The organism is Mesorhizobium subarcticum (assembly GCF_055456085.1).
In genome coordinates this window covers 3,840,231-3,859,215 of sequence record NZ_CM144237.1, presented here as the reverse complement: position 1 = coordinate 3,859,215, position 18,985 = coordinate 3,840,231, and the positions used below count along the sequence as shown (strand labels likewise).

16 protein-coding genes and 1 other RNA gene are annotated in these 18,985 nt (G+C 63.1%); 4 read left to right on the top strand and 13 right to left on the bottom strand.

All coding sequences use genetic code 11. From position 1 onward, the window contains the following. Positions 1 to 19: 19 nt before the first annotated feature. Genes ACZYHG_RS18885 through mraZ form a run of 6 tightly spaced genes read right to left on the bottom strand, consistent with a single transcriptional unit; the run spans position 20 to position 6,554 of the window. Positions 20 to 1,453 carry a UDP-N-acetylmuramoylalanyl-D-glutamyl-2,6-diaminopimelate--D-alanyl-D-alanine ligase gene (locus ACZYHG_RS18885; protein ID WP_464609854.1) on the bottom strand — a complete coding sequence of 478 codons (1,434 nt, stop codon included), beginning with the start codon at positions 1,451 to 1,453 and terminating at the stop codon, positions 20 to 22. Continuing rightward, positions 1,450 to 2,904: a UDP-N-acetylmuramoyl-L-alanyl-D-glutamate--2,6-diaminopimelate ligase gene (locus tag ACZYHG_RS18880; protein ID WP_464609853.1), complete on the bottom strand. Its 1,455-nt coding sequence runs from the start codon at positions 2,902 to 2,904 to the stop codon at positions 1,450 to 1,452. Before ACZYHG_RS18880 ends, ACZYHG_RS18885 begins: the two co-directional genes overlap by 4 nt. A gap of 54 nt (positions 2,905 to 2,958) precedes the next feature. Further along, a complete protein-coding gene (locus tag ACZYHG_RS18875; protein ID WP_464609852.1) occupies positions 2,959 to 4,668 on the bottom strand; it encodes a peptidoglycan D,D-transpeptidase FtsI family protein in 1,710 nt (569 codons plus the stop codon). Further along, positions 4,665 to 5,060, bottom strand: a complete 396-nt coding sequence (ftsL, locus tag ACZYHG_RS18870) for a cell division protein FtsL (protein ID WP_464609851.1) — start codon at positions 5,058 to 5,060, stop codon at positions 4,665 to 4,667. Before ftsL ends, ACZYHG_RS18875 begins: the two co-directional genes overlap by 4 nt. Before the next feature lie 4 nt (positions 5,061 to 5,064). Beyond that, positions 5,065 to 6,099: a 16S rRNA (cytosine(1402)-N(4))-methyltransferase RsmH gene (gene rsmH / locus ACZYHG_RS18865; protein ID WP_464609850.1), complete on the bottom strand. Its 1,035-nt coding sequence runs from the start codon at positions 6,097 to 6,099 to the stop codon at positions 5,065 to 5,067. Further along, positions 6,096 to 6,554, bottom strand: a complete 459-nt coding sequence (gene mraZ / locus ACZYHG_RS18860; protein ID WP_027044751.1) for a division/cell wall cluster transcriptional repressor MraZ — start codon at positions 6,552 to 6,554, stop codon at positions 6,096 to 6,098. The genes rsmH and mraZ overlap by 4 nt, the downstream gene beginning before the upstream one ends. Before the next feature lie 407 nt (positions 6,555 to 6,961). On the opposite strand from mraZ, the gene ACZYHG_RS18855 reads away from it, so the two are divergent. Next, the gene (locus ACZYHG_RS18855; protein WP_464609849.1) at positions 6,962 to 8,077 is read left to right on the top strand and encodes a cystathionine gamma-lyase; all 1,116 of its coding nucleotides are present in this window, start codon (positions 6,962 to 6,964) and stop codon (positions 8,075 to 8,077) included. 108 nt (positions 8,078 to 8,185) lie between these two features. On the opposite strand, the gene rnpB is transcribed toward ACZYHG_RS18855, so the two are convergent. The 5 genes from rnpB to ACZYHG_RS18830 form a co-directional block, all read right to left on the bottom strand. After that, positions 8,186 to 8,585: RNase P RNA component class A (gene rnpB / locus ACZYHG_RS18850), an RNA gene on the bottom strand. Between the two features lie 77 nt (positions 8,586 to 8,662). Then, the gene (locus ACZYHG_RS18845) at positions 8,663 to 9,361 is read right to left on the bottom strand and encodes a lytic transglycosylase domain-containing protein (RefSeq protein WP_464609848.1); all 699 of its coding nucleotides are present in this window, start codon (positions 9,359 to 9,361) and stop codon (positions 8,663 to 8,665) included. A 210-nt stretch (positions 9,362 to 9,571) separates the two neighbouring features. Continuing rightward, on the bottom strand, positions 9,572 to 10,327 hold the full coding sequence (locus ACZYHG_RS18840) for a peptidoglycan recognition protein family protein (protein WP_464609847.1): 756 nt from the start codon (positions 10,325 to 10,327) through the stop codon (positions 9,572 to 9,574). Continuing rightward, positions 10,324 to 11,043, bottom strand: coding sequence for a TerB family tellurite resistance protein (locus ACZYHG_RS18835; protein ID WP_464609846.1), 720 nt, complete (start codon positions 11,041 to 11,043; stop codon positions 10,324 to 10,326). The genes ACZYHG_RS18840 and ACZYHG_RS18835 overlap by 4 nt, the downstream gene beginning before the upstream one ends. A gap of 160 nt (positions 11,044 to 11,203) precedes the next feature. Beyond that, on the bottom strand, positions 11,204 to 11,410 hold the full coding sequence (locus ACZYHG_RS18830) for a hypothetical protein (RefSeq protein WP_464609845.1): 207 nt from the start codon (positions 11,408 to 11,410) through the stop codon (positions 11,204 to 11,206). A gap of 186 nt (positions 11,411 to 11,596) precedes the next feature. On the opposite strand from ACZYHG_RS18830, the gene ACZYHG_RS18825 reads away from it, so the two are divergent. From ACZYHG_RS18825 to ACZYHG_RS18815, 3 genes are read left to right on the top strand one after another with little or no spacing between them, the layout of a single operon-like run. Next, on the top strand, positions 11,597 to 15,247 hold the full coding sequence (locus tag ACZYHG_RS18825) for a hydantoinase B/oxoprolinase family protein (RefSeq protein ID WP_464609844.1): 3,651 nt from the start codon (positions 11,597 to 11,599) through the stop codon (positions 15,245 to 15,247). Positions 15,248 to 15,279: 32 nt separating this feature from the next. Further along, entirely contained in the window at positions 15,280 to 16,578 is a 1,299-nt protein-coding gene (locus ACZYHG_RS18820; protein ID WP_464609843.1) for a BtaA family protein, read from the top strand. After that, on the top strand, positions 16,575 to 17,249 hold the full coding sequence (locus ACZYHG_RS18815; RefSeq protein ID WP_464609842.1) for an SAM-dependent methyltransferase: 675 nt from the start codon (positions 16,575 to 16,577) through the stop codon (positions 17,247 to 17,249). Before ACZYHG_RS18820 ends, ACZYHG_RS18815 begins: the two co-directional genes overlap by 4 nt. Here the strand turns inward: ACZYHG_RS18815 and ACZYHG_RS18810 are convergent. After that, on the bottom strand, positions 17,236 to 17,556 hold the full coding sequence (locus tag ACZYHG_RS18810) for a hypothetical protein (RefSeq protein ID WP_464609841.1): 321 nt from the start codon (positions 17,554 to 17,556) through the stop codon (positions 17,236 to 17,238). The genes ACZYHG_RS18815 and ACZYHG_RS18810 overlap by 14 nt on opposite strands. A gap of 21 nt (positions 17,557 to 17,577) precedes the next feature. Further along, positions 17,578 to 18,957, bottom strand: a complete 1,380-nt coding sequence (locus tag ACZYHG_RS18805) for a serine hydrolase domain-containing protein (RefSeq protein ID WP_464609840.1) — start codon at positions 18,955 to 18,957, stop codon at positions 17,578 to 17,580. Between the last annotated feature and the right edge of the window lie 28 nt (positions 18,958 to 18,985).

Below are 18,985 nucleotides of genomic sequence, written 5' to 3'. Positions count from 1 at the left end.
GCGCTTTCGTCCCCCGACCCTACGACCGACTGTTGGCTGTTGATTGAGCCGGGAACTTGCCCAGCAGCGCATCGACCAGTTTTGCAAAACCGATGCCCTTCGACGATTTGATCATCACCACGTCGCCCGGCTTCAACGCGGCGAGCAGCACCGGCTTCAGTTCCTCGACGCCGGCGCGGTATTCCGTTTTGATGTCGTCGGGCAGTGCTTCCGCCAGCGCCCGCATTTCCGGACCGCCGAGAAAGACGGTCTGCGTACCGGTGCCAATGATGAGATCGGCAAGGGCGGCATGCAGCTTGGCCGAATGGTCTCCGAGTTCGAGCATGTCGCCGAGCACGGCGATGCGGCGGCCCTCGCCCGTCACCGGCGTCGCGTTGAGCAGCGCCATGGCCGCCCCCATCGAGGCCGGATTGGCGTTGTAGCTCTCGTCGATCAGCGTGATCGAGCCACCGGAATGCCGCAGCACATGGCGCTTGCCGCGTCCGCGCTCGGCCGAGAGATCGGCCAGCGCGAGTGCCACCTTGCCGAGATCAGCGCCGACCAGTTGCGCCGCACCCAGCACCGCCAGCACGTTCTGCACCATATGCCGGCCGGGCGCACCGATACGAGCGATCATATCATGGCCGTTGATCCTGGCGGCGATGTCGGAATGGTCGGCATGCAATTCGCATTTGGTGAGCTTGAAGGTCGAGCGCGCATTCTCGCCGAAGCCATAGACATGCTCGACGCCGGCGGCATGCGCCATCTTGTCGAGAAGCTTGAAACGCGCGTCATCGCGGTTGAGGACGGCAGCACCGTCGGGTTCCAACCCTTCGAAAATCTCGGCCTTGGCCTTGGCGATCTCGTCCAGGTTGCGGAAGAAGCCCAGATGCGCGGCCGCGATCATGGTGACGATGGCGACATGCGGCCGCACCATCTTCACCAGCGGCCGGATCTCATCGGGATGGTTCATCCCGATCTCGAACACGGCATAGTCGCAATCGTCCGGCATGCGCGCCAGGGTCAGCGGCACGCCCCAATGATTGTTGAAGGACTGCGCCGAGGCGTGCACCTTGCCGACGGCCGACAGCACATGGCGCAGCGCTTCCTTGGTGGTGGTCTTGCCGGCCGACCCGGTGACAGCGATGATTTTTGCTTGCGAACGGGTCCGTGCGGCCACACCGAGCTTTTCCAGTGCGGCCAGCACGTCCTCGACGACGATGATCGGCGCCGTAAGCCGGCCAAGCGACGGCAACTTGCCTTCCGCCACCACCAGCACGCCAGCGCCGGCCTTGATGGCAGCGGTGGCAAAGTCATGCCCATCCATCGCCTCGCCCTTGATGGCGAAGAAGGCGTCACCCGGCTGCAGGCTGCGGCTGTCGATCGAAATACCCGAAATACCTTCCGGCATTGGGCCGAGCGGCCGCCCATCCATGGCGGCAACCAGCGCCTCGGATGTCCACAGCAGGCTCATGCGGCACGCTCCCGCAGCGCTTCGCGGACTTCCTCGTGGTCGGAAAAGTGCAGGGTTTGCGAACCGATCGTCTGGCCTTCCTCGTGGCCCTTGCCGGCGACGATCAGCGTGTCACCGGCATGAAGCATGGCGACCGCCTCGTGGATCGCCTTGCGCCGGTCGCCGATCTCGATGGCGCCGGGAGCGGCGGCAAGAATGGCGGCGCGGATGGTTTCGGGCACTTCGGAGCGCGGATTGTCGTCGGTGACGATGACGACATCGGCAAGCCGGCTGGCGATCTCGCCCATGATCGGCCGTTTGCCCCGGTCGCGGTCGCCGCCGCAGCCGAACACCACCATGACGCGGCCCGTCGTGAACGGCCTTACCGAGGCCAGCACGTTCTCCAGCGCATCGGGCTTGTGGGCATAGTCGACATAGACCGGCGCGCCGCTGGCGGTGGTGCCGACGAGGTCAAGCCGACCCGGCGCGCCCTTAAGTTTCTCAAGTGCTATCAGGGCCTTGGCGATGGGTGTTCCCGTGGAAATGGCAAGCCCCGCCGAAACCAGCGCGTTCGAAATCTGGAAATCGCCGGCCAGCGGCAGGTCGATTTCGTAAAGCACGCCATCGGCGTCGACCTCGGCGCGCTGGCGATGGCGCTCATGCTCGACCCGCTTCAGCTTGAGGAAATCGCCGTGGCGGCCAACCGTCAGCACCTTGAGCCCGGCGGCCCGAGCCGATTTGATTGTCGGTTCCGACCATGGATCGTCGGCGAAAATCACCGCCGGCGCGCCTTTTGGCAACAGCGTGTCGAACAGGCGCAGTTTGGCGCGGTGATAATCCTCGACCGTCGGATGGTAATCCATATGGTCGCGGCCGAGATTGGTGAAGCCGCCGGCAGCGAGCTTCACGCCATCGAGGCGGCGCTGGTCGAGCCCGTGGCTGGAAGCCTCCATCGAGGCATGCGTGACGCCGGCATCCGCCAATTCTCGAAGCAGCTGGTGCAAGGCGACCGGATCGGGCGTCGTCAACGAGCCGTATTCGTTGCGGCCTGGCGCGACCACGCCGGTGGTGCCGATAGAAGCCGCGGCATAGCCCGCCTGCTCCCAGATCTGCCTGGTGAAGGCGGCGACCGAGGTCTTGCCGCTGGTGCCGGTCACCGCGACCATGATCTCAGGCTGCTTGCCGAAAAAGCTGGAAGCACTCAGCGCCAGCGCCAGGCGCGGATCGTCGACCGCCAACACCGGAACCTGCAACCCGGCGACAGAGCTGCCCTTGTTTGTCACGATCGCGGCAGCGCCTCGCTTGGCCGCATCGGCAGCGTAAGCCGAGCCGTCCGCCTTGGTGCCGGCAAGCGCAAAGAAGACCACGCCGGGTTTTACCTGCCGGGAATCGGACGAAATCCCGGTAACCTCCAGATCGGCGGAAGCTGTTCCTTCGACTGGCAAGATACCGGCTAAATCTCTGAGCTTCATCGAGTCCCGTTCACCGCAACAAAATAGCGCGCAGTTGCCGGCGCGCCCTAAGAATCACTGATAGGAAACCAGCGTTGCACCATTTTCATGGCTGAAATCTGGCTTCACGCCAAGCATGGCCGCCGACCGCCTGATGATATTGCCGGCCATGACCCCGGCATTATTAGCGGCGACGTCCGTCATCCCGGGCTTTTCAGGGTGCGGGGCGTCGGCGATCGTAAACACCAGGTATTGCGGATCGTCCATCGGGAAGGCGGCGACGAAGGTGTTGAAATTCAGCTCCTTCGAGTAGCGGCCATTGATGACCTTCTCTGCCGTTCCGGTTTTGCCGCCAACACGGTAGCCGGGGACCCTGGCGTTCCTGGCCGAGCCCTTCTCGGCGTTGAGCGAATAGAGGTAGCGCATGCCCTCGACGGTCTTGTCGCTCACCACTTTCTTGGCGATGGCCATAGCCTGCTCCTGCGTCCGCACCAGGAAAGTTGGGTTCATCAGGAAGCCGCCATTCATCAGCGCCGCGCAGCCGACAGCCGCCTGCAGCGGTGTCGTCGACACGCCATGGCCGAAGGCGATGGTGAACGAATTGACCTGTTTCCAGACCTTCGGCTCAGTCGGGCGGGCGATTTCCGGCAACTCGGTCTGCATCCGCTCCAAAATACCAAGGCGATGCAGGAATTCCCGGTGACCCGCGATGCCGACCAGTTCAGCCTCCCTGGCCGACCCGATATTGGACGAATAAAGGAACACCTCCGGCAGGGACAGCACGCGGTTCTTGCCGTGGAAATCGTGGATGGCCTGATGGCCGACACGGATTGGATGCGAGGCGTCGAAGCGGCTGTTCATCGTCGCCTTGCCGGAATCGAGCGCCATGGCCGAGGTGAAGCTCTTGAAGGTCGAGCCCATCTCATAGAGGCCGGCCGACATCCGGTTCAGCCGGTCCTTTTCCTGGGCATTGTAAGGATTGTTGGGATCGAAATCCGGCACCGAGGCCATGGCCACCACTTCGCCGGTCTTGACGTTGAGCACGACAGCGCCGGCGCCGATGGCGCGGTAGCGCTCCAGGCCGGCGGCGATCTCGTCGCGCACCACATGCTGGATGCGCAGATCGATCGAAAGCCTGACCGGCTGGAGGTCCTTGGCCACCGCCAGGCCCGACGCCTGCAGGTCGCTCAGGCCCTGCTCGTCGATGTACTTCTCCATGCCGGAGATGCCTTGATTGTCGATGTTGGTCAGGCCGACAACGTAGGACGAGGTTTCGCCGCTCGGATAGAAGCGGCGCTTCTCCGTGCGAAAGCCGAAGCCGGGAATGCCGAGCTGCATGATGTCGGCCTGCTGCTTGGGCGTCAGCTGGCGCTGCAGCCAGACGAAGCCGGCGCCGCTCTTGAGCTTGTGATAGGTCTGCTCGTAATCGATCTCGGGCAGCACGGTCGACAGCTTCTCGATCGCCTCGTCGGCATCGACGATGCGGCGCGGCTCGGCGAACAGCGACGCTGTCTTGATGTCGGTCGCCAGCACCTCGCCATTGCGGTCGACAATGTCAGGCCGCGAGGCGGTGATCCGGCTCTGCGGGCCGCCTGACAGGTCTGGCGACTGGAAGCCGAGATAGACCAGCCGCCCCGAAATGGTCGAGAAGATGCCGAAAAACACCGCCATCGTCATCACGATACGCGCCCTGCCCTTGCCACCGGTGGCCTTGCGGGCACCCTCGACGACGATCGATCCGTCGCCACCCGTCCTGGCACGGCGCTTCAGCAGTTTGCCGATCATTGGGCGATGTCTCCGGTCACGACGGGATCCTTGTCGCCAGACGGCGCCTTGTCGGAATTGTCAGCCATGCTGTCCTGGCGTCCTTTCAGGATGTCCTGAATGTCCAGGGCCTTGGCCGGCAGGTCGCTCAAGCCCACGATCTGGCGGGCGCTGACCGGCTCGAGGGCGAGCTGCGTCTTGTAGAGTTCGGTGAGCTTCTGCAGCCGCGACGGCTGGGTGAGCAGGCTCCAGTCGGCCTTGAGCAGGTCGATCGTCTCCTCCTCATAGCGTATCTGGGTATGGATCTTCTGCACCGCCGCCAACTGGTCTTCGGCCTCGCGCTTGGTCTTGTAGGTCAGGGCCGCCGCCGAAACCATGACGGCGATCAGGACAATGTCGCTGGTACGGAACACGTGCTTACCTCTCCCCCGGCAGGTTGATGCCGGGAAGCTTTGGAAGACCGAAAATCGAGAAATCACCTGCACGCGCCGGCGCTTCGGTGCGGATCGCGGCGCGCAGCCTGGCCGAGCGGGCACGCGGATTGGCAGCGACCTCGGCATCGCCTGCCGTCACGCCGCCGCCAGCCTTGCGGAACGTCGCGGTGCGCGCGTGCGCCTCGGGCAGATGGCGCGAGCCGGTGGCGACGTCGGCACGGTCGGCGATGAAGCGCTTGACGATGCGGTCTTCCAGCGAATGGAACGTCACCACGGCGAGCCGCCCACCGGGCTTCAGCGCACGTTCGGCTGCAAACAGCGCCTTGGCCAGTTCGCCGAGCTCGTCATTGACGAAGATGCGCAACGCCTGGAAGACGCGGGTCGCCGGATGGATCTTGTCCTTCGGCGCGCGGCCGATATGCGTCTCGATCGCGTCGGCCAGTTCCAGCGTGCGTTCGAACGGTCTCTTTTCGCGGCGGGCCTCGATCATGCGGGCAATACGGCCGGCGTGACGTTCCTCGCCGAGGAAGCCGAAGATGCGGGCAAGATCGCCCGGCTTGAAGTTGTTGACGACGTCGGCGGCGCTCAAGCCCGCCTGCGCCATGCGCATATCGAGCGGCCCGTCATTGCGGAACGAGAATCCGCGCTCGGCCTGGTCGAGCTGCATGGAGGAGACGCCAATGTCGAGCACGACGCCGTCGGCGCTCTCGACATGCTCGTCCAGCGTCGAGAACGGCGCCTGCACCAGCTTCAGCCGGCCGCCCGACTGCGCTTCCAGATCGCGCCCGGCCGCGATGGCATCGGGATCGCGGTCGATGGCGATGACGGAAGCCCCGGTCGCCAGGATGGCCCTGGTATAACCACCGGCGCCGAACGTGCCGTCGATGATGATGTCGCCCTCCGCCGGCGCCAGTGCCTCAAGCACTTCGCCAAGGAGGACCGGAATGTGGCGGACCGATCCGCCAACGGCGTGCCCACCTACAGCGTGAGGAAGGTCATCGCCGTGGCCCACCGTCATTCCGGTCGCTCCCCAGGCTTCGTCCCCTGCCGAAGCTGCAAAAGCCGAGCCCGTGCCTGCGCCCCATAGGCAGCCAGCCGTCCCGGCTCCCAGATCTGAAAGAAATTGCCGCGCCCGACAAAGGCCACCTCCGCCGAGATGCCGGTATGCTCGCGAATGAAATCGCTCATCGTGATGCGGCCGTCCTGGTCGAGCTTCAGGAACGTTCCATCGCCATGGCAGAAGAACGACATGTCGTCCGCCGTCTGCAGGAAGGGATCTTCCTGCGCGATGCGCTGCTCGTAACGGTCGAGAAGGTCCAGCCCGCCGACATCCATCGCCGGCAGGTCCAGGCAGCGTAGTGCATAGAGTTCCGAATAGCCGCGTTTCTGCACGACGGCGCGGAAATGCGCCGGAACGGAAACCCGCCCTTTCGCATCGATCCTGCTCACCGTGTTCGACAGAAACCGGTCCATTAAACGCTACAGCCGCTTGCGCCGCCGCACCCCTCTTCATCGTCTTGCACGCGCCACCGCAGCACGTTCCCTGCCCCGCACCCATCCCGTCCACGTGGGCAAGAAACGGCAAACGCGCACCCGCCGCGGCTGCCCGATTGGCGTACGCTTTACCCTGACACGGAACGAAAGCTTGAGTGTTCGAATGGGATATCATGGGGTGCTATGGGCGTCAACGGGAATAGGCTTCACAAACACGCGCACCACGACCAATCCGAGCAGCCGTTTCGGCACGTCTCGTCTTTATGGATCATTAAGCCTAACGAAGCGTTTAGAGCGCTTTGGCCCAACCGGAGGCGGCTTGCCGCGCAGCGCTGCCACGCATAGCGTCAACCGTCTCTTTCGCTTAGCAACAAGGTTTGAAATCCATGTCCGAAACAGCCAGGTCACGCGCCGCGTCCCTCGCCCATCTGCGCCGCGACAACCTTGCCAAAGGCGACCCCATTCCGCTGCCCCTGAGCATGGCCGCCATCTTCCACAACCCGGGAGATGATACCAGCTACAGTCAATATGGCCGTTACAGCAACGCGACCTGGGATGCAGTCGAGCACATGCTGGCACATCTGGAAGACGCGCAATGTGTCGGTTTCCCCTCAGGAATGGCGGCAATCTCGGCTGTGTTTTTCGGGCTGCTGAAATCCGGTGATCGCATCCTTTTGCCTTCGGACGGCTATCACGCCACACGGGCACTGGCCGAGCGCTTCCTGAAACCGTTCGGCATCGACTTCGATCTGCGACCGACATCGACTTTCCTTGATGGCGGCTTCGACGGCTATCGCCTCGCCTACGTTGAAACCCCTTCAAATCCTCGACTGGACATCTGCGACATCACCGCCGTCGCCGAGGCTGCTCACCGGGCCGGCGCGATTGTCGTTGTCGACAACACCACGATGACGCCTTTCGGCCAGCGTCCCCTCGACCACGGCGCCGACATCGTCGTTGCCGCCGACACCAAGGCACCCAACGGCCATTCCGACGTGCTGTTCGGCCATGTCGCCAGCCGTGACGATGCGATCATTTCGGCCGTGAGAGGCTGGCGCGAGACCGCCGGTGGCATTCCGGGGCCGTTCGAAGCCTGGCTGGTGCATCGCGGCCTGGAAACGCTCGACGTGCGCTTCGACCGCATGTGTTCCTCGGCGGAAGTGATCGCGCGTAGGCTGCAAGGCCACGAGGCGGTCAGCGGCTTGCGTTTCCCCGGCCTCGAAAACGATCCGTCGCACAACCTCGCTTGCGCCCAGATGGAACGCTTCGGCTTCCTCATCTCCTTCGAACTCGCCTCGGAACAGAAGGCCGAGGATTTCATCAACAACTGCGCGCTGCTGCAGGCCGCGACATCCTTCGGCGGCGTTCACTCTTCGGCGGAACGGCGCTTGAAACGAGGCGATGCGGTTCCCGCCGGCTTTGTGCGCCTGTCAATAGGCTGCGAACCCGTGGAAGAACTTTGGGCGGCGATCGAGGCGTCGTTGGACAGGGTCGGCGGCTGATCGAATCCAGGACGACCCTCATCGGCTTCGGATGGCCAGACGAGCATGAATCAACAGGCGCGCCCGAAGGCGCAACCTGCTGATCTCAAAGTATTTCTCTTCGGGAAAACTGCCAGCTGGCCTGTAAGCCGGGTTCTGTATGGCCCTCGCCCCTTGCGGGACGAGAACGTGGCGGCCATTCATCTTGGGCACATGTTGCCATGCGCCTCACGCAACCTACCCGGACGGTGAGCCGGAAACAGCCCTCGAGGGTTTCCCCTCGCACCGCCCCTATTCGGTTTTGCTCCCGGTGGGGTTTACCGTGCCGCTCCTGTTGCCAGTCGCGCGGTGGGCTCTTACCCCACCCTTTCACCCTTACCCCGACAAAGTCGTGGCGGTTTGCTTTCTGTGGCACTTTCCCTGGGGTCGCCCCCGCCGGCCATTAACCGGCACCGTGTCTCCATGGAGCCCGGACTTTCCTCACTCGCGGCCTTTCGGCGTTTGCGAGTGCGGCCGCCCAGCCAGCTGGCAAGGCGTATAAAGGGGTTCAGCCGGGAAAACGCAAATGAAAAAGCCAGCTCATCCGCCGGCTCTCGCAACTTGCAATCAAAGCGCCGCCATCTGGACCTTGACCTTGCTGCAATAGGCGGCCGAGATCGGGTTCATCCGCGTCGCGGCATGGCCGGCATTGTATTTCAGGATCGTGCCACAGGTCGTGCCACCACCAAGGTTCTGCGCCAAAGCGAGATACTTCATGCCGTATTTGATGTTGGTGTCCGGATCGAACAGTCCCTTGGCCGAGCCGTTATACCCCATCATCCGGGCTGTCGCCGGCTTGATCTGCATCAGGCCGATTTCACCGGCGCTGCCGACCATGTTCGGCCGATAGTTGCTCTCAATGGTGATGACGGCATGAGCCAGCGAGACCGGAACGCCGTAGCTTGCCGCATAGCGGGCAACGATCGCGGAATACTGGCCGCTGCTGGCCACTGCTGCCGTCGACGCCGCGACATTCCTGAGCCCGATCGATGCCGTTGTCGTCATGTCGACGGTTTTGCGGCCGCGCTTCTTCTGCCTCGCGGATTTCTTCGCCTTGGTCCAGCTTACCTTTTCCACCTTGGCGGAAGCCTGCTTCGTCGCCTTTGCACTCCTGCTGCTTTTGGCCGGAATGGCCTTGCCCTTGGCGGTCGCCGCGACGAGCCCCTGATCGGCCCGTGGGCTTACCGGCGCGGCGTCAGCCGCACTGAAGGCAAAAGTCATTACGCCGGCAGCGAGAGCTGCCGTTAAAACGGTCAATTTCTGCATGTGATCCTGTTCTGTCTGGGTCGCGCGAAGGTTTTCGCGCGGCGCTGCTTGATCAATATCGGAACATACGGGGCTAGACGTCCGACAAACTGTACGGATTGCCCTTTGAAGGCCGAATTGGCGCCAATGAAGGCGCGGCAAGTCACTTTGAGTGACAGTTTGTAACTTAACGAAGGGAAGAGATTACTTTGGGTGGGTCTTGACCCAGGGTCAATCCCTGGCCGAAGCAAGCAGTCTCTGCAGCGTACGCATCGTCGAGCCGTCGGCCACGCCATCCACAAGGCGAGGCCGGAAATGCCGCTGGAAAGCCTCGACGACGATCAATGTCTGATGGTCGAAAATGCCCGAGATCTCGACACCATAGCCGTAAAGCGCCAGCATCGACTGCAGCGCCTCGACATCGGCACCGCTGTCCCCGGACTTCAGCGCTGCTCCGCGCCTCACCGGGGAGGCCGGCACAAAATGGCCGACACCGGCGCCAGACAGCACTGCCCAAGGGAACTTCTCGCCCGGATCGATCTTGCGCCCCGGCGCCACGTCGGAATGCGCCAGCACCCGTTTGGCAGGAATTGCATGCCGTGCGGCAATCCCCTTGCACAGGCCGATCACACCATCGATCTGGCGCCGGGGGAACCCGGGATAGCCTAGCGAATGGCCTGGATTGGCGATTTCGATGCCGACCGAGCAGGAGTTTATGTCGGTGCGTCCGAACCAGGAACTCTTGCCGGCATGCCAGGCGCGGTCGCTTTCCCTGACCATCTGCACGATGTGGCCATTCTCATGGACGAGATAGTGTGACGAGACCTCGCTCGCCGGATCGCACAGCCACGCCTCCGCCCCGGCACCCGTCGCCATGCCGGTATAGTGCAGCACGATCATGTCGGGCTTCAGCGTGTCGCGCCTTGGCCCGAAATTCGGCGATACCCTGACCTCGGCGCTCGGCTCGTCGGGCGGGAAGCCGCTCATGCGTGCCGCAGGCCCCGCTCGATCATCTCATAGGCTGCGTTGATCGCGGCAACCCTGGTGGTCGCGATCTTGATGAATTCCTGTGGCAGGCCGCGTCCGATCAGCCGGTCCGGATGGTTGTCCGACACCAGCTTGCGATACCGCTTCTTGACCTCTTCAAACGGCTTGCCGCGCTCGATACCGAGCACGACATAGGGATCGCCAGCGCCAAGATTGACGTGCCGCGCCATGATGGCTTCGTAATGCACCTCATCGATGCGGAAGATTTCGGCAATACGGTGCAGGAAGATGCCCTCGCCCTCATGCACCACCCCGTCGGCCTTGGCGATGTGGAACAGGCCGTCCAGTATGTCTTCCAGCATCACGCAGTTCGAATGGCCAGAGCCGCACATCTGCGCCATGCGCTCTGCATAGATCTCGAAACCCGCCACGTCTTGCTGAGCAAGTTCGAACAGCCGCGCAACGTTGCGCGTCTCCTTCGGCGGCACCTCGAATATTTCCTGGAAGGCACGCACCTCGTCCTGGGTGACGATGCCGTCGGCCTTGGCCATCTTGGCCGAAAGCGCGATCATCGCCACCGAGAAGGCGACGCGGCGGCGCAGATCGGCATCGCCGGAGAAAACTGTGCGCACGGCCTCGACAACATCGGCAACGCCCGATGTCGCTGAAGACGATACCCGTGTGATAAACTCGCCGAGGCGGTCCCAAATCGACATGGTCCGCTTCATAAAGCCAACCGGTCACCGCTATCAAGCCAATAACGGCGCATGACTGCGATGTGAAGATAAGCAGCCTTGTTGGGTCGGCTGGTCGCCTCCACGAGAAAGGCCGGCATGACGCCGGCCTTCCTCCCAAGACACGCTCTACAGGTACGAGCTACTGCGCGGGCGCAGGAGCAGGTGTTGCCGGAGCCAGCTCGGCGGGCTTGGTCGAATTGTCGGCCGGGGCCGCAGGCTTCATCGGCTGCTCGGCGGCCGGCGGATTGGTGCTCTGGGTTGTGGTTTTGTCAGTGCCGCTATCGCTGCAGGCAGCAACGCCCAGAAGGGCAATGGCGGACAACGAAGCTAGAATGAGCTTTTTCATAACATCTCTCCTTCAATACACGCTCAAATTGCAGTGAGCGCTCCCAGAGACAATGCATCACCGGGCCATGAGTTTCGTAACGTTGCGTTTCCACATGTAACATCGACCGGCGCTTTTGCGATTGCCGGCCTGACAGTGGCGAACTAACACGAAGCATTGAATGGATTGATAGTGCCGGGAGCCGTCATGACCGCGAAATGGGATTTCTGGATCGATCGCGGCGGCACCTTCACAGATGTCATCGGCCGTGACCCGCAAGGCGGGCTGCATCCGCGCAAGCTGTTGTCGGAAAACCCCGAGGCCTATGCCGATGCTGCCATCCAGGGCATACGCGACCTGCTCGGCCTTGAACCCGGCGCCGCGATACCGTCCGGCCTGATCGGCGACATCAAGATGGGCACCACGGTCGCCACCAACGCGCTTCTGGAGCGCAAGGGCGATCGCGTGCTCCTGCTCATCACCAAGGGGTTTCGCGATGCGCTGAGGATCGCCTATCAGGCGCGTCCGGACATTTTCGCCAAGGAGATCATCCTTCCCGAACAGCTCTATGAGCGCGTCATCGAGATCAACGAGCGCGTCCTTGCCGATGGTTGCGTCGAGCGACTGCTCGATATCGCCGCTTGTCGGCCGGCAATCGAACAGGCGAAGGCAGACGGCATCGACGCGGTAGCCATCGTCTTCATGCACGCCTGGAAATACCCCGATCATGAAAAGGCCGTGGCAAAAGTCTGCCGCAAGATCGGTTTCGCCCAAGTTTCTGTCAGCCACGAGGTTTCGCCGCTGATCAAGCTGGTCGGCCGCAGCGACACCGCAGTGGTCGACGCGTATCTGTCGCCGATCCTGTCGCGGTATGTGCAAAGGGTGGCGGGAGAACTGGGGGCGGCGCCAATCTCCCCAGTCGTCGGAGAGAGCGACCAGTCGCCTCACCTCATGTTCATGATGTCCTCCGGCGGCCTCACCGCCGCCGACATGTTCCAGGGCAAGGACGCGCTGCTCTCAGGCCCGGCCGGCGGTGTCGTCGGCATGGTCGAGACGGCGAAGCTTGCCGGTTTCGAAAAAGTCATCGGCTTCGACATGGGCGGCACATCAACCGATGTCGCCCACTATGACGGCGAATATGAGCGCGCCTTCGATACCGAAGTCGCCGGCGTACGCGTCCGCGCCCCGATGATGCGCATCCACACGGTCGCCGCCGGTGGCGGTTCGATCCTGCACTACGAGGCAGGCCGTTTTCGCGCCGGACCGGACTCCGCCGGTGCCAATCCCGGCCCCGCCGCCTACCGGCGCGGCGGGCCGCTCGCCGTCACCGATGCCAACGTCATGCTGGGCAAGCTGCAGCCCGATTTCTTCCCGGCGATCTTCGGCCGTGGCCAGGACCAGCCGCTCGACGTCGAGACCGTGCGCGCAAAATTCGCGGCACTAGCCGCCGAGATCGGCGACGGCCGCTCACCGGAAGCGGTTGCCGAAGGTTTTATCACCATCGCCGTCGAGAACATGACCAACGCCATCAAGAAGATTTCGGTGCAGCGCGGCTACGACGTCACCGAATACCTGCTCAACTGCTTCGGTGGCGCCGGCGGCCAGCACGCGTGCCTGGTCGCCGATGCGCTTGGCATGGAGGCGGTGCTGATCCACCCCTTCTCCGGACTGCTTTCCGCCTATGGCATCGGCCTGGCGTCGGTGTTCGCCTCGCGCCAGCAGGCGCTGCTCAAGCCGCTTGCCGAGGAATCCAGAACGGAGATCGGCAACCTCATCGCCACCTTGAAAAAAGCAGTCATCGCGGAGCTGGCGGCGCAAGGCATTGCCGAGGATAGGGTTGCCACCAAGCCGGTGCTGCACATCCGCTATGACGGCACCGACACGACACTGCCGGTGAATTTCGAAAGTGACTCGATTTTCCAGGCCAGGCGCGATTTCGAAATTGCCCACAAGGCGCAATTCGGCTTCGTCTATGACGCCAAGCCGATGATCGTCGAGACGGTCGGCGTCGAGGGCATCGAAATCGGCGAGAGCAGCGCCGAGGCCTATGCGCCCGCCGGACCTGCAAGGGTTGAAGCTGGCGCTTCTGGAACGCGGCGCATCTACACCGAAGGTGGGTGGCATGAAGCTGGCATCCATCGTCGCGAAAACCTGCGCCCGTCCAATCTGGTCGCAGGCCCTGCGCTGATCATCGAACCGAACCAGACCATCGTCGTAGAGCCGGGCTGGCAGGCCGAAATCACCAATCTCGATCACGTCGTGATCCGTCGCACGCAAAGGAAAGCGCGCGCTGCTGCCCTCGGCACATCAGCCGACCCGGTTATGCTGGAGGTCTTCAACAACCTCTTCATGTCGATCGCCGAGCAGATGGGCGTGACGCTGCAGAACACCGCCTACTCCGTCAACATCAAGGAAAGGCTGGATTTTTCCTGCGCCGTCTTCGACCACACTGGAGCGCTGGTCGCCAACGCGCCGCACATGCCGGTGCACCTCGGCTCGATGGACCGCTCGGTTGAAACCATCATCCGGCTGAACTCCGGCGACATCCATCCCGGCGACGTCTTTGCCCTCAACGCGCCCTATAATGGCGGCACGCATCTGCCTGATATCACCGTGGTCACGCCCGTCTTCGACGATGCCCAGGAAAACATCCTGTTCTGGGCGGCGTCGCGCGGCCATCACGCCGATATCGGCGGCACCGCCCCTGGCTCGATGACCCCGCTCGCCACCACGGTCGACGAGGAAGGTGTCCTGTTCGACAATTTCCGCATCGTCGATCGCGGAAAATTCCGCGAGACCGAGCTGCACACGCTGCTCACCGACCACCGCTACCCTGCCCGCAACCCGCACCAGAACATCGCCGACCTCAAGGCGCAGATTGCCGCCAACGAGAAAGGCGTCGCCGAGCTGCGCAAGATGGTCGCGCATTTCGGCCTCGATGTCGTCGAGGCCTATATGGGTCACGTCCAGGACAACGCCGCCGAAAGCGTGCGCCGCGTGCTGGAACGGCTGCCGGATAGCTCGCATTACGAATACCCGACCGATACCGGCCAGGTCATCAAGGTCAAGATCACGGTCGACCGGCAAAAGCGCGAGGCAACGGTCGACTTCACCGGCACCTCACCAGTGATGAAGAACAATTTCAACGCGCCGGAGCCAGTCGCTCGCGCCGCCGTGCTCTATGCCTTCCGCGTCATGGTCGAGGACATGATCCCGATGAATGCCGGATGCCTGCGGCCGATCAACATCATCATCCCCGACGGCTGCATGCTGAAGCCCGTCTACCCCGCCGCCGTCGTCGCCGGCAATGTCGAGACCTCGCAGCATGTCACCAATGCGCTGTTCGGCGCCATGGGCGCCATGGCCAATGCGCAGGGAACGATGAACAACCTGACCTTCGGCAACAAGCAGTACCAGTATTACGAGACGATCTGCTCGGGATCACCGGCCGGCCAGATGAATTCCGGCCGTGGCTTTGCCGGCACATCAGGCGTCCACACCCACATGACCAATTCGCGCCTCACCGATCCGGAGGTGCTGGAACTGCGCTTCCCCGTCGTGCTCGAGGATTTTCACATCCGCAAGGGCTCCGGCGGCAAGGGCAAATGGAGCGCCGGCGATGGCACCAAACGCACCATCCGCTTCCTCGAAAAGATGGAATGCGCCATCCTGTCCTCGCACCGCAACCGCCCGCCGCAGGGTCTGGACGGTGGCGGCGACGGCGAGGTCGGCTCGACCAAGGTCCGCCGCAAGGATGGCTCGATCGATGTGCTGAAGGCCTGCGACCAGACAGTGCTCGATGCAGGCGAGGCCGTCATCCTGACGACGCCGACGCCCGGAGGGTTTGGCAAGCTGTAAAGAACGCGTCAACAGGCTGTCACCGGCCTGTCATGACTTTGGGGTACCCGCTTGCGGCAAAGCAAATGGGGAATCACTTTGTCATGACAGACGTCTCCTCGGATCTGGTTTTTCGCCGCGGCAAGGAAGTTGGAAAAGCGGTCTACCAGAACCGCGCACTTTCGAAAGCAGGCATCTCCGAGCGGCTGTTCGCTCTCCTGTTTTCTGGGCTCGTCTACCCACAGATCTGGGAAGACCCGGATGTCGACATGGAGGCGATGCAGCTTGGCCAGGGTCACCGCGTCGTCACCATTGCTTCGGGCGGCTGCAACATCCTGGCTTACCTCACCCGTTCGCCGGCACAGATCGACGCGGTCGATCTCAACGCCGCGCACATCGCGCTGAACCGCATGAAGCTGGAGGCGGTGCGCCGTCTGCCCTCTCAGGGCGACCTGTTCCGCTTCTTCGGCGCCGCCGACACCAGTCACAATTCGGAAGCCTACGACCGTTTCATCGCGCCGCATCTCGATCCGGTCAGCCGCCACTATTGGGAGCACCGCAGCTGGCGTGGCCGCCGGCGCATCGGTGTCTTCGACCGCAATTTCTACCAGACCGGCCTGCTTGGCCTGTTCATCGCCATGGGCCACCGCACGGCGAAGTTCTTCGGCGTCAACCCGGCCCGCATGATGGAGGCCAGGAACATTGGCGAGCAGCGCCGCTTCTTCAACGAGGAGCTGGCGCCTGTTTTTGACAAACCGCTGCTGAAATGGGCAACTTCGCGCAAGGCTTCGCTGTTTGGCCTCGGCATTCCGCCGGCGCAGTATGATTCGCTGATCACATCAGGCGATGGCACCATGGCCAGCGTGCTCAAGGCCCGGCTGGAAAAGCTCGCCTGCGATTTTCCCCTAGAGAATAATTACTTCGCCTGGCAGGCGTTTGCCCGGCGCTACCCCGAGCCGGGTAAGGCCGCCTTGCCCGCTTATCTGGAAAAGCAGAACTACGACACCATCCGCGGCAATATCGACCGCGTCGCCATCCACCATGCCAATCTGATCGAATTCCTGGCCCGCAAGGATGCGGGCGCTGTCGATCGCATCATCCTGCTCGACGCGCAGGACTGGATGACCGATGAGCAGCTCAATGCGCTGTGGTCGGAAATCACCCGCACCGCCTCCGCGGGCGCCCGCGTGATCTTCCGCACCGCCGCGGAGCCCAGCCTGCTGCCCGGCCGTGTCTCCACCTCGCTGCTCGACCAGTGGGACTATCAGGACGAAGCGTCGCGCGAATTCTCGGCCCGCGACCGCTCGGCCATCTATGGCGGCTTCCACCTCTATGTGAAGCGCGCGGCATGAGCACGACGGAGCTGCCGGCCAGCCATGCCGAACTGATGGACGGCGTCTACCGCTGGCAGCGCCACATCTACGACCTGACCCGCAAATACTATCTTCTCGGCCGCGACCGGCTGATCGAGGGGCTCGACGCGCCGGCGGGCGGCACGGTGCTCGAACTCGGCTGCGGCACCGGCCGCAACATCATCCTTGCCGCCCGCCGCTATCCCGACGCCCGCTTCTTCGGCCTCGATATTTCGGCCGAAATGCTGGAGACGGCCGACAAGGCGATCGACCGCGAAGGCCTGTCCAGCTGCGTCACGCTGGCAAGGGGCGACGCCACCGATTTCGATGCCAAGGCTCTCTATGGCATCGAACGGTTCGACCGCGTCTTCGTGTCCTACTCGCTGTCGATGATCCCCGGCTGGGAGAAGACGGTGTCGGCGGCACTGGCCGCGCTGGCCTCTAGCGGCTCGCTGCATGTCGTCGATTTCGGCCAGCAGGAAGGCCTGCCGGGCTGGTTCCGCACCTTACTGCGCGGCTGGCTCAGAAAATTCCACGTCTCGCCGCGTGAATCGCTGCGCAAAGTTCTGGAATCGGAATCTGGGCGAACCGGCGCAACCTTCCGTTTCCGCACGCTTTATCGCGGCTATGCCTGGCTGGCGGTGATCGCGCGGCCCATCAATGCGTCTTGAGTTGTACCAACCGCGCATCAACGAGGCTTAGAAGCTCCTGCATCAACTCCTCGCAGTCTTTAAGCCCTTCGCGCTTACAGTGAACGTTTCGCGCATAGCTTGCTGCAGCCTGCCGAAATTCGCTTAACTCATCTCGGGTCAATACGGCCAAGTCAGCGTGATTGTATCCGTGGTCGAAGCTCTCCTTGAGTGCGGCCAAGTAAGGTTTTTCTCCGATCGAGCCGATCGCGTACTCAATGATCGAATAAATTATTCGTCTGCCGCCTCCCCATACCGGCAGATCATCGCCGACACTTATAACGCCCAACCGAGCCCTCCCTTCGCCAAGCTAATGTAGCGCCTTCACCAGCGCGCCTACCAGCGCCTGCGGACGGTAGCCGAGCTTGCCCGGCGTCAGCCCCAACCGTACGATCACCAATTGCTCCGACGGAATGATTGTGACCGTCTGTCCGTCATGCCCTTCCATCCAATAGGTATCCTTGGGCAGGCCGGCGGCGGCGCCTGCACCGGGGTTCTCTTCGTCGCCAGGCGCTTCGATCCACAACTGGCCTTTGCCGTAGACTTTCGAGGCCGGCGCCGGCTCCCGCATCCACTCGACGAAGCCGACGGGCAGCACCTGGTTGCTGTTCCACACCCCGCCTTGCAGCAGGAACTGGCCGAAGCGGGCCCAGTCATGCGCCGTGGCGTAGAGATAGGACGAGCCGACGAACGTGCCCTGTTCGTCGGTTTCAAGCACCGCGCTGTGCATGCCGAGCGGCTCGAACAGCGCGCTGCGCGGCCATGTCAGCGCCTTGGCCTTGTCGCCGATTGCATCCTGCCACAGCCGCGACAGCATCACGGCCGTGCCGCTCGAATAGGAGAACACCTTGCCGACCTCGGCCGCCAGCGGCTTGGATTCGGCAAAGCCCGCCATGTCGGGTTCGAGATAGAGCATGCGCGTGACGTCGGCGACGTCGCCATAATCCTCGTTGAACTCCAGCCCGCTCGACATCGCCATCATGTCGGCAAGGCTGATGGCGGCGCGGCCGTCGGCCTTCCACGGCGCGAACAGGCCCTTGTTGTCGACCGCCATCTTGCCGTCCTTGACCAGCGTGCCGATGATGGCGGCATTCACCGTCTTGGTCATCGACCAGCCGAGCAGCGGCGTCTTGTCGGAAAAACCGTCGCCATAGCGCTCGGCGACGACGCGGCCGTTCTTGACCACCACGATCGCGCGCATGCCCGTGCCGGCCATCGCGGCATCGCCGAGGACCTTTGTGATTTCGGGATTTTGCGAAGCATCGACCCGATCTCCCTCCGGCCACAGATCGCCCTTGGTGGCCACCGACGCTTCGGCAGGCATGGTCGTGCGCCGTGCCTTGCCGACATCGCCGTCGGGCACCGAGGCGCAGCCCAGCCCTTCGCGAGCAACGGCAACGCTCTTGCCGAGGAAGCCAAGCAGGCCGGCCGAAACGGTGCCCCGGTTCTTGTCCACCGAGACCCGCATCAGCCGCAGCAGCGGGTGCCCAGGCGCCTGAACATCGACGGCAAGCACCTCGTTGGGGTCGCGCCCGGCGATGAAGACATTGGAGCAGACGATCTTGGCCGAATAGCCGGAACCGACGCGGATCAATTCGGGCGGCGCGATATAAAGCCAGGCAAACAAAGCGGCGACCGCCAGCACGATCAGGCCAAGCAGCCATTTGACGATCTTGACGATGATCCGCATCTTTTCCGTCCCTGCTTTTCGGCTGCCG

Bases quoted from the DNA above. Each gene is read 5' to 3' on its own strand.
- ACZYHG_RS18885 (WP_464609854.1), bottom strand. From the start codon at position 1,453: ATGAGCCTGCTGTGGACATCCGAGGCGCTGGTTGCCGCCATGGATGGG.
- ACZYHG_RS18805 (WP_464609840.1), bottom strand. From the start codon at position 18,957: ATGCGGATCATCGTCAAGATCGTCAAATGGCTGCTTGGCCTGATCGTG.
- ACZYHG_RS18820 (WP_464609843.1), top strand. From the start codon at position 15,280: ATGACTTTGGGGTACCCGCTTGCGGCAAAGCAAATGGGGAATCACTTT.
- ACZYHG_RS18875 (WP_464609852.1), bottom strand. From the start codon at position 4,668: ATGATCGGCAAACTGCTGAAGCGCCGTGCCAGGACGGGTGGCGACGGA.
- ACZYHG_RS18845 (WP_464609848.1), bottom strand. From the start codon at position 9,361: ATGCAGAAATTGACCGTTTTAACGGCAGCTCTCGCTGCCGGCGTAATG.
- ACZYHG_RS18815 (WP_464609842.1), top strand. From the start codon at position 16,575: ATGAGCACGACGGAGCTGCCGGCCAGCCATGCCGAACTGATGGACGGC.
- ACZYHG_RS18825 (WP_464609844.1), top strand. From the start codon at position 11,597: ATGACCGCGAAATGGGATTTCTGGATCGATCGCGGCGGCACCTTCACA.
- ACZYHG_RS18855 (WP_464609849.1), top strand. From the start codon at position 6,962: ATGTCCGAAACAGCCAGGTCACGCGCCGCGTCCCTCGCCCATCTGCGC.
- mraZ (WP_027044751.1), bottom strand. From the start codon at position 6,554: ATGGACCGGTTTCTGTCGAACACGGTGAGCAGGATCGATGCGAAAGGG.
- ACZYHG_RS18830 (WP_464609845.1), bottom strand. From the start codon at position 11,410: ATGAAAAAGCTCATTCTAGCTTCGTTGTCCGCCATTGCCCTTCTGGGC.
- rsmH (WP_464609850.1), bottom strand. From the start codon at position 6,099: ATGACGGTGGGCCACGGCGATGACCTTCCTCACGCTGTAGGTGGGCAC.
- ACZYHG_RS18835 (WP_464609846.1), bottom strand. From the start codon at position 11,043: ATGTCGATTTGGGACCGCCTCGGCGAGTTTATCACACGGGTATCGTCT.
- ACZYHG_RS18880 (WP_464609853.1), bottom strand. From the start codon at position 2,904: ATGAAGCTCAGAGATTTAGCCGGTATCTTGCCAGTCGAAGGAACAGCT.
- ACZYHG_RS18840 (WP_464609847.1), bottom strand. From the start codon at position 10,327: ATGAGCGGCTTCCCGCCCGACGAGCCGAGCGCCGAGGTCAGGGTATCG.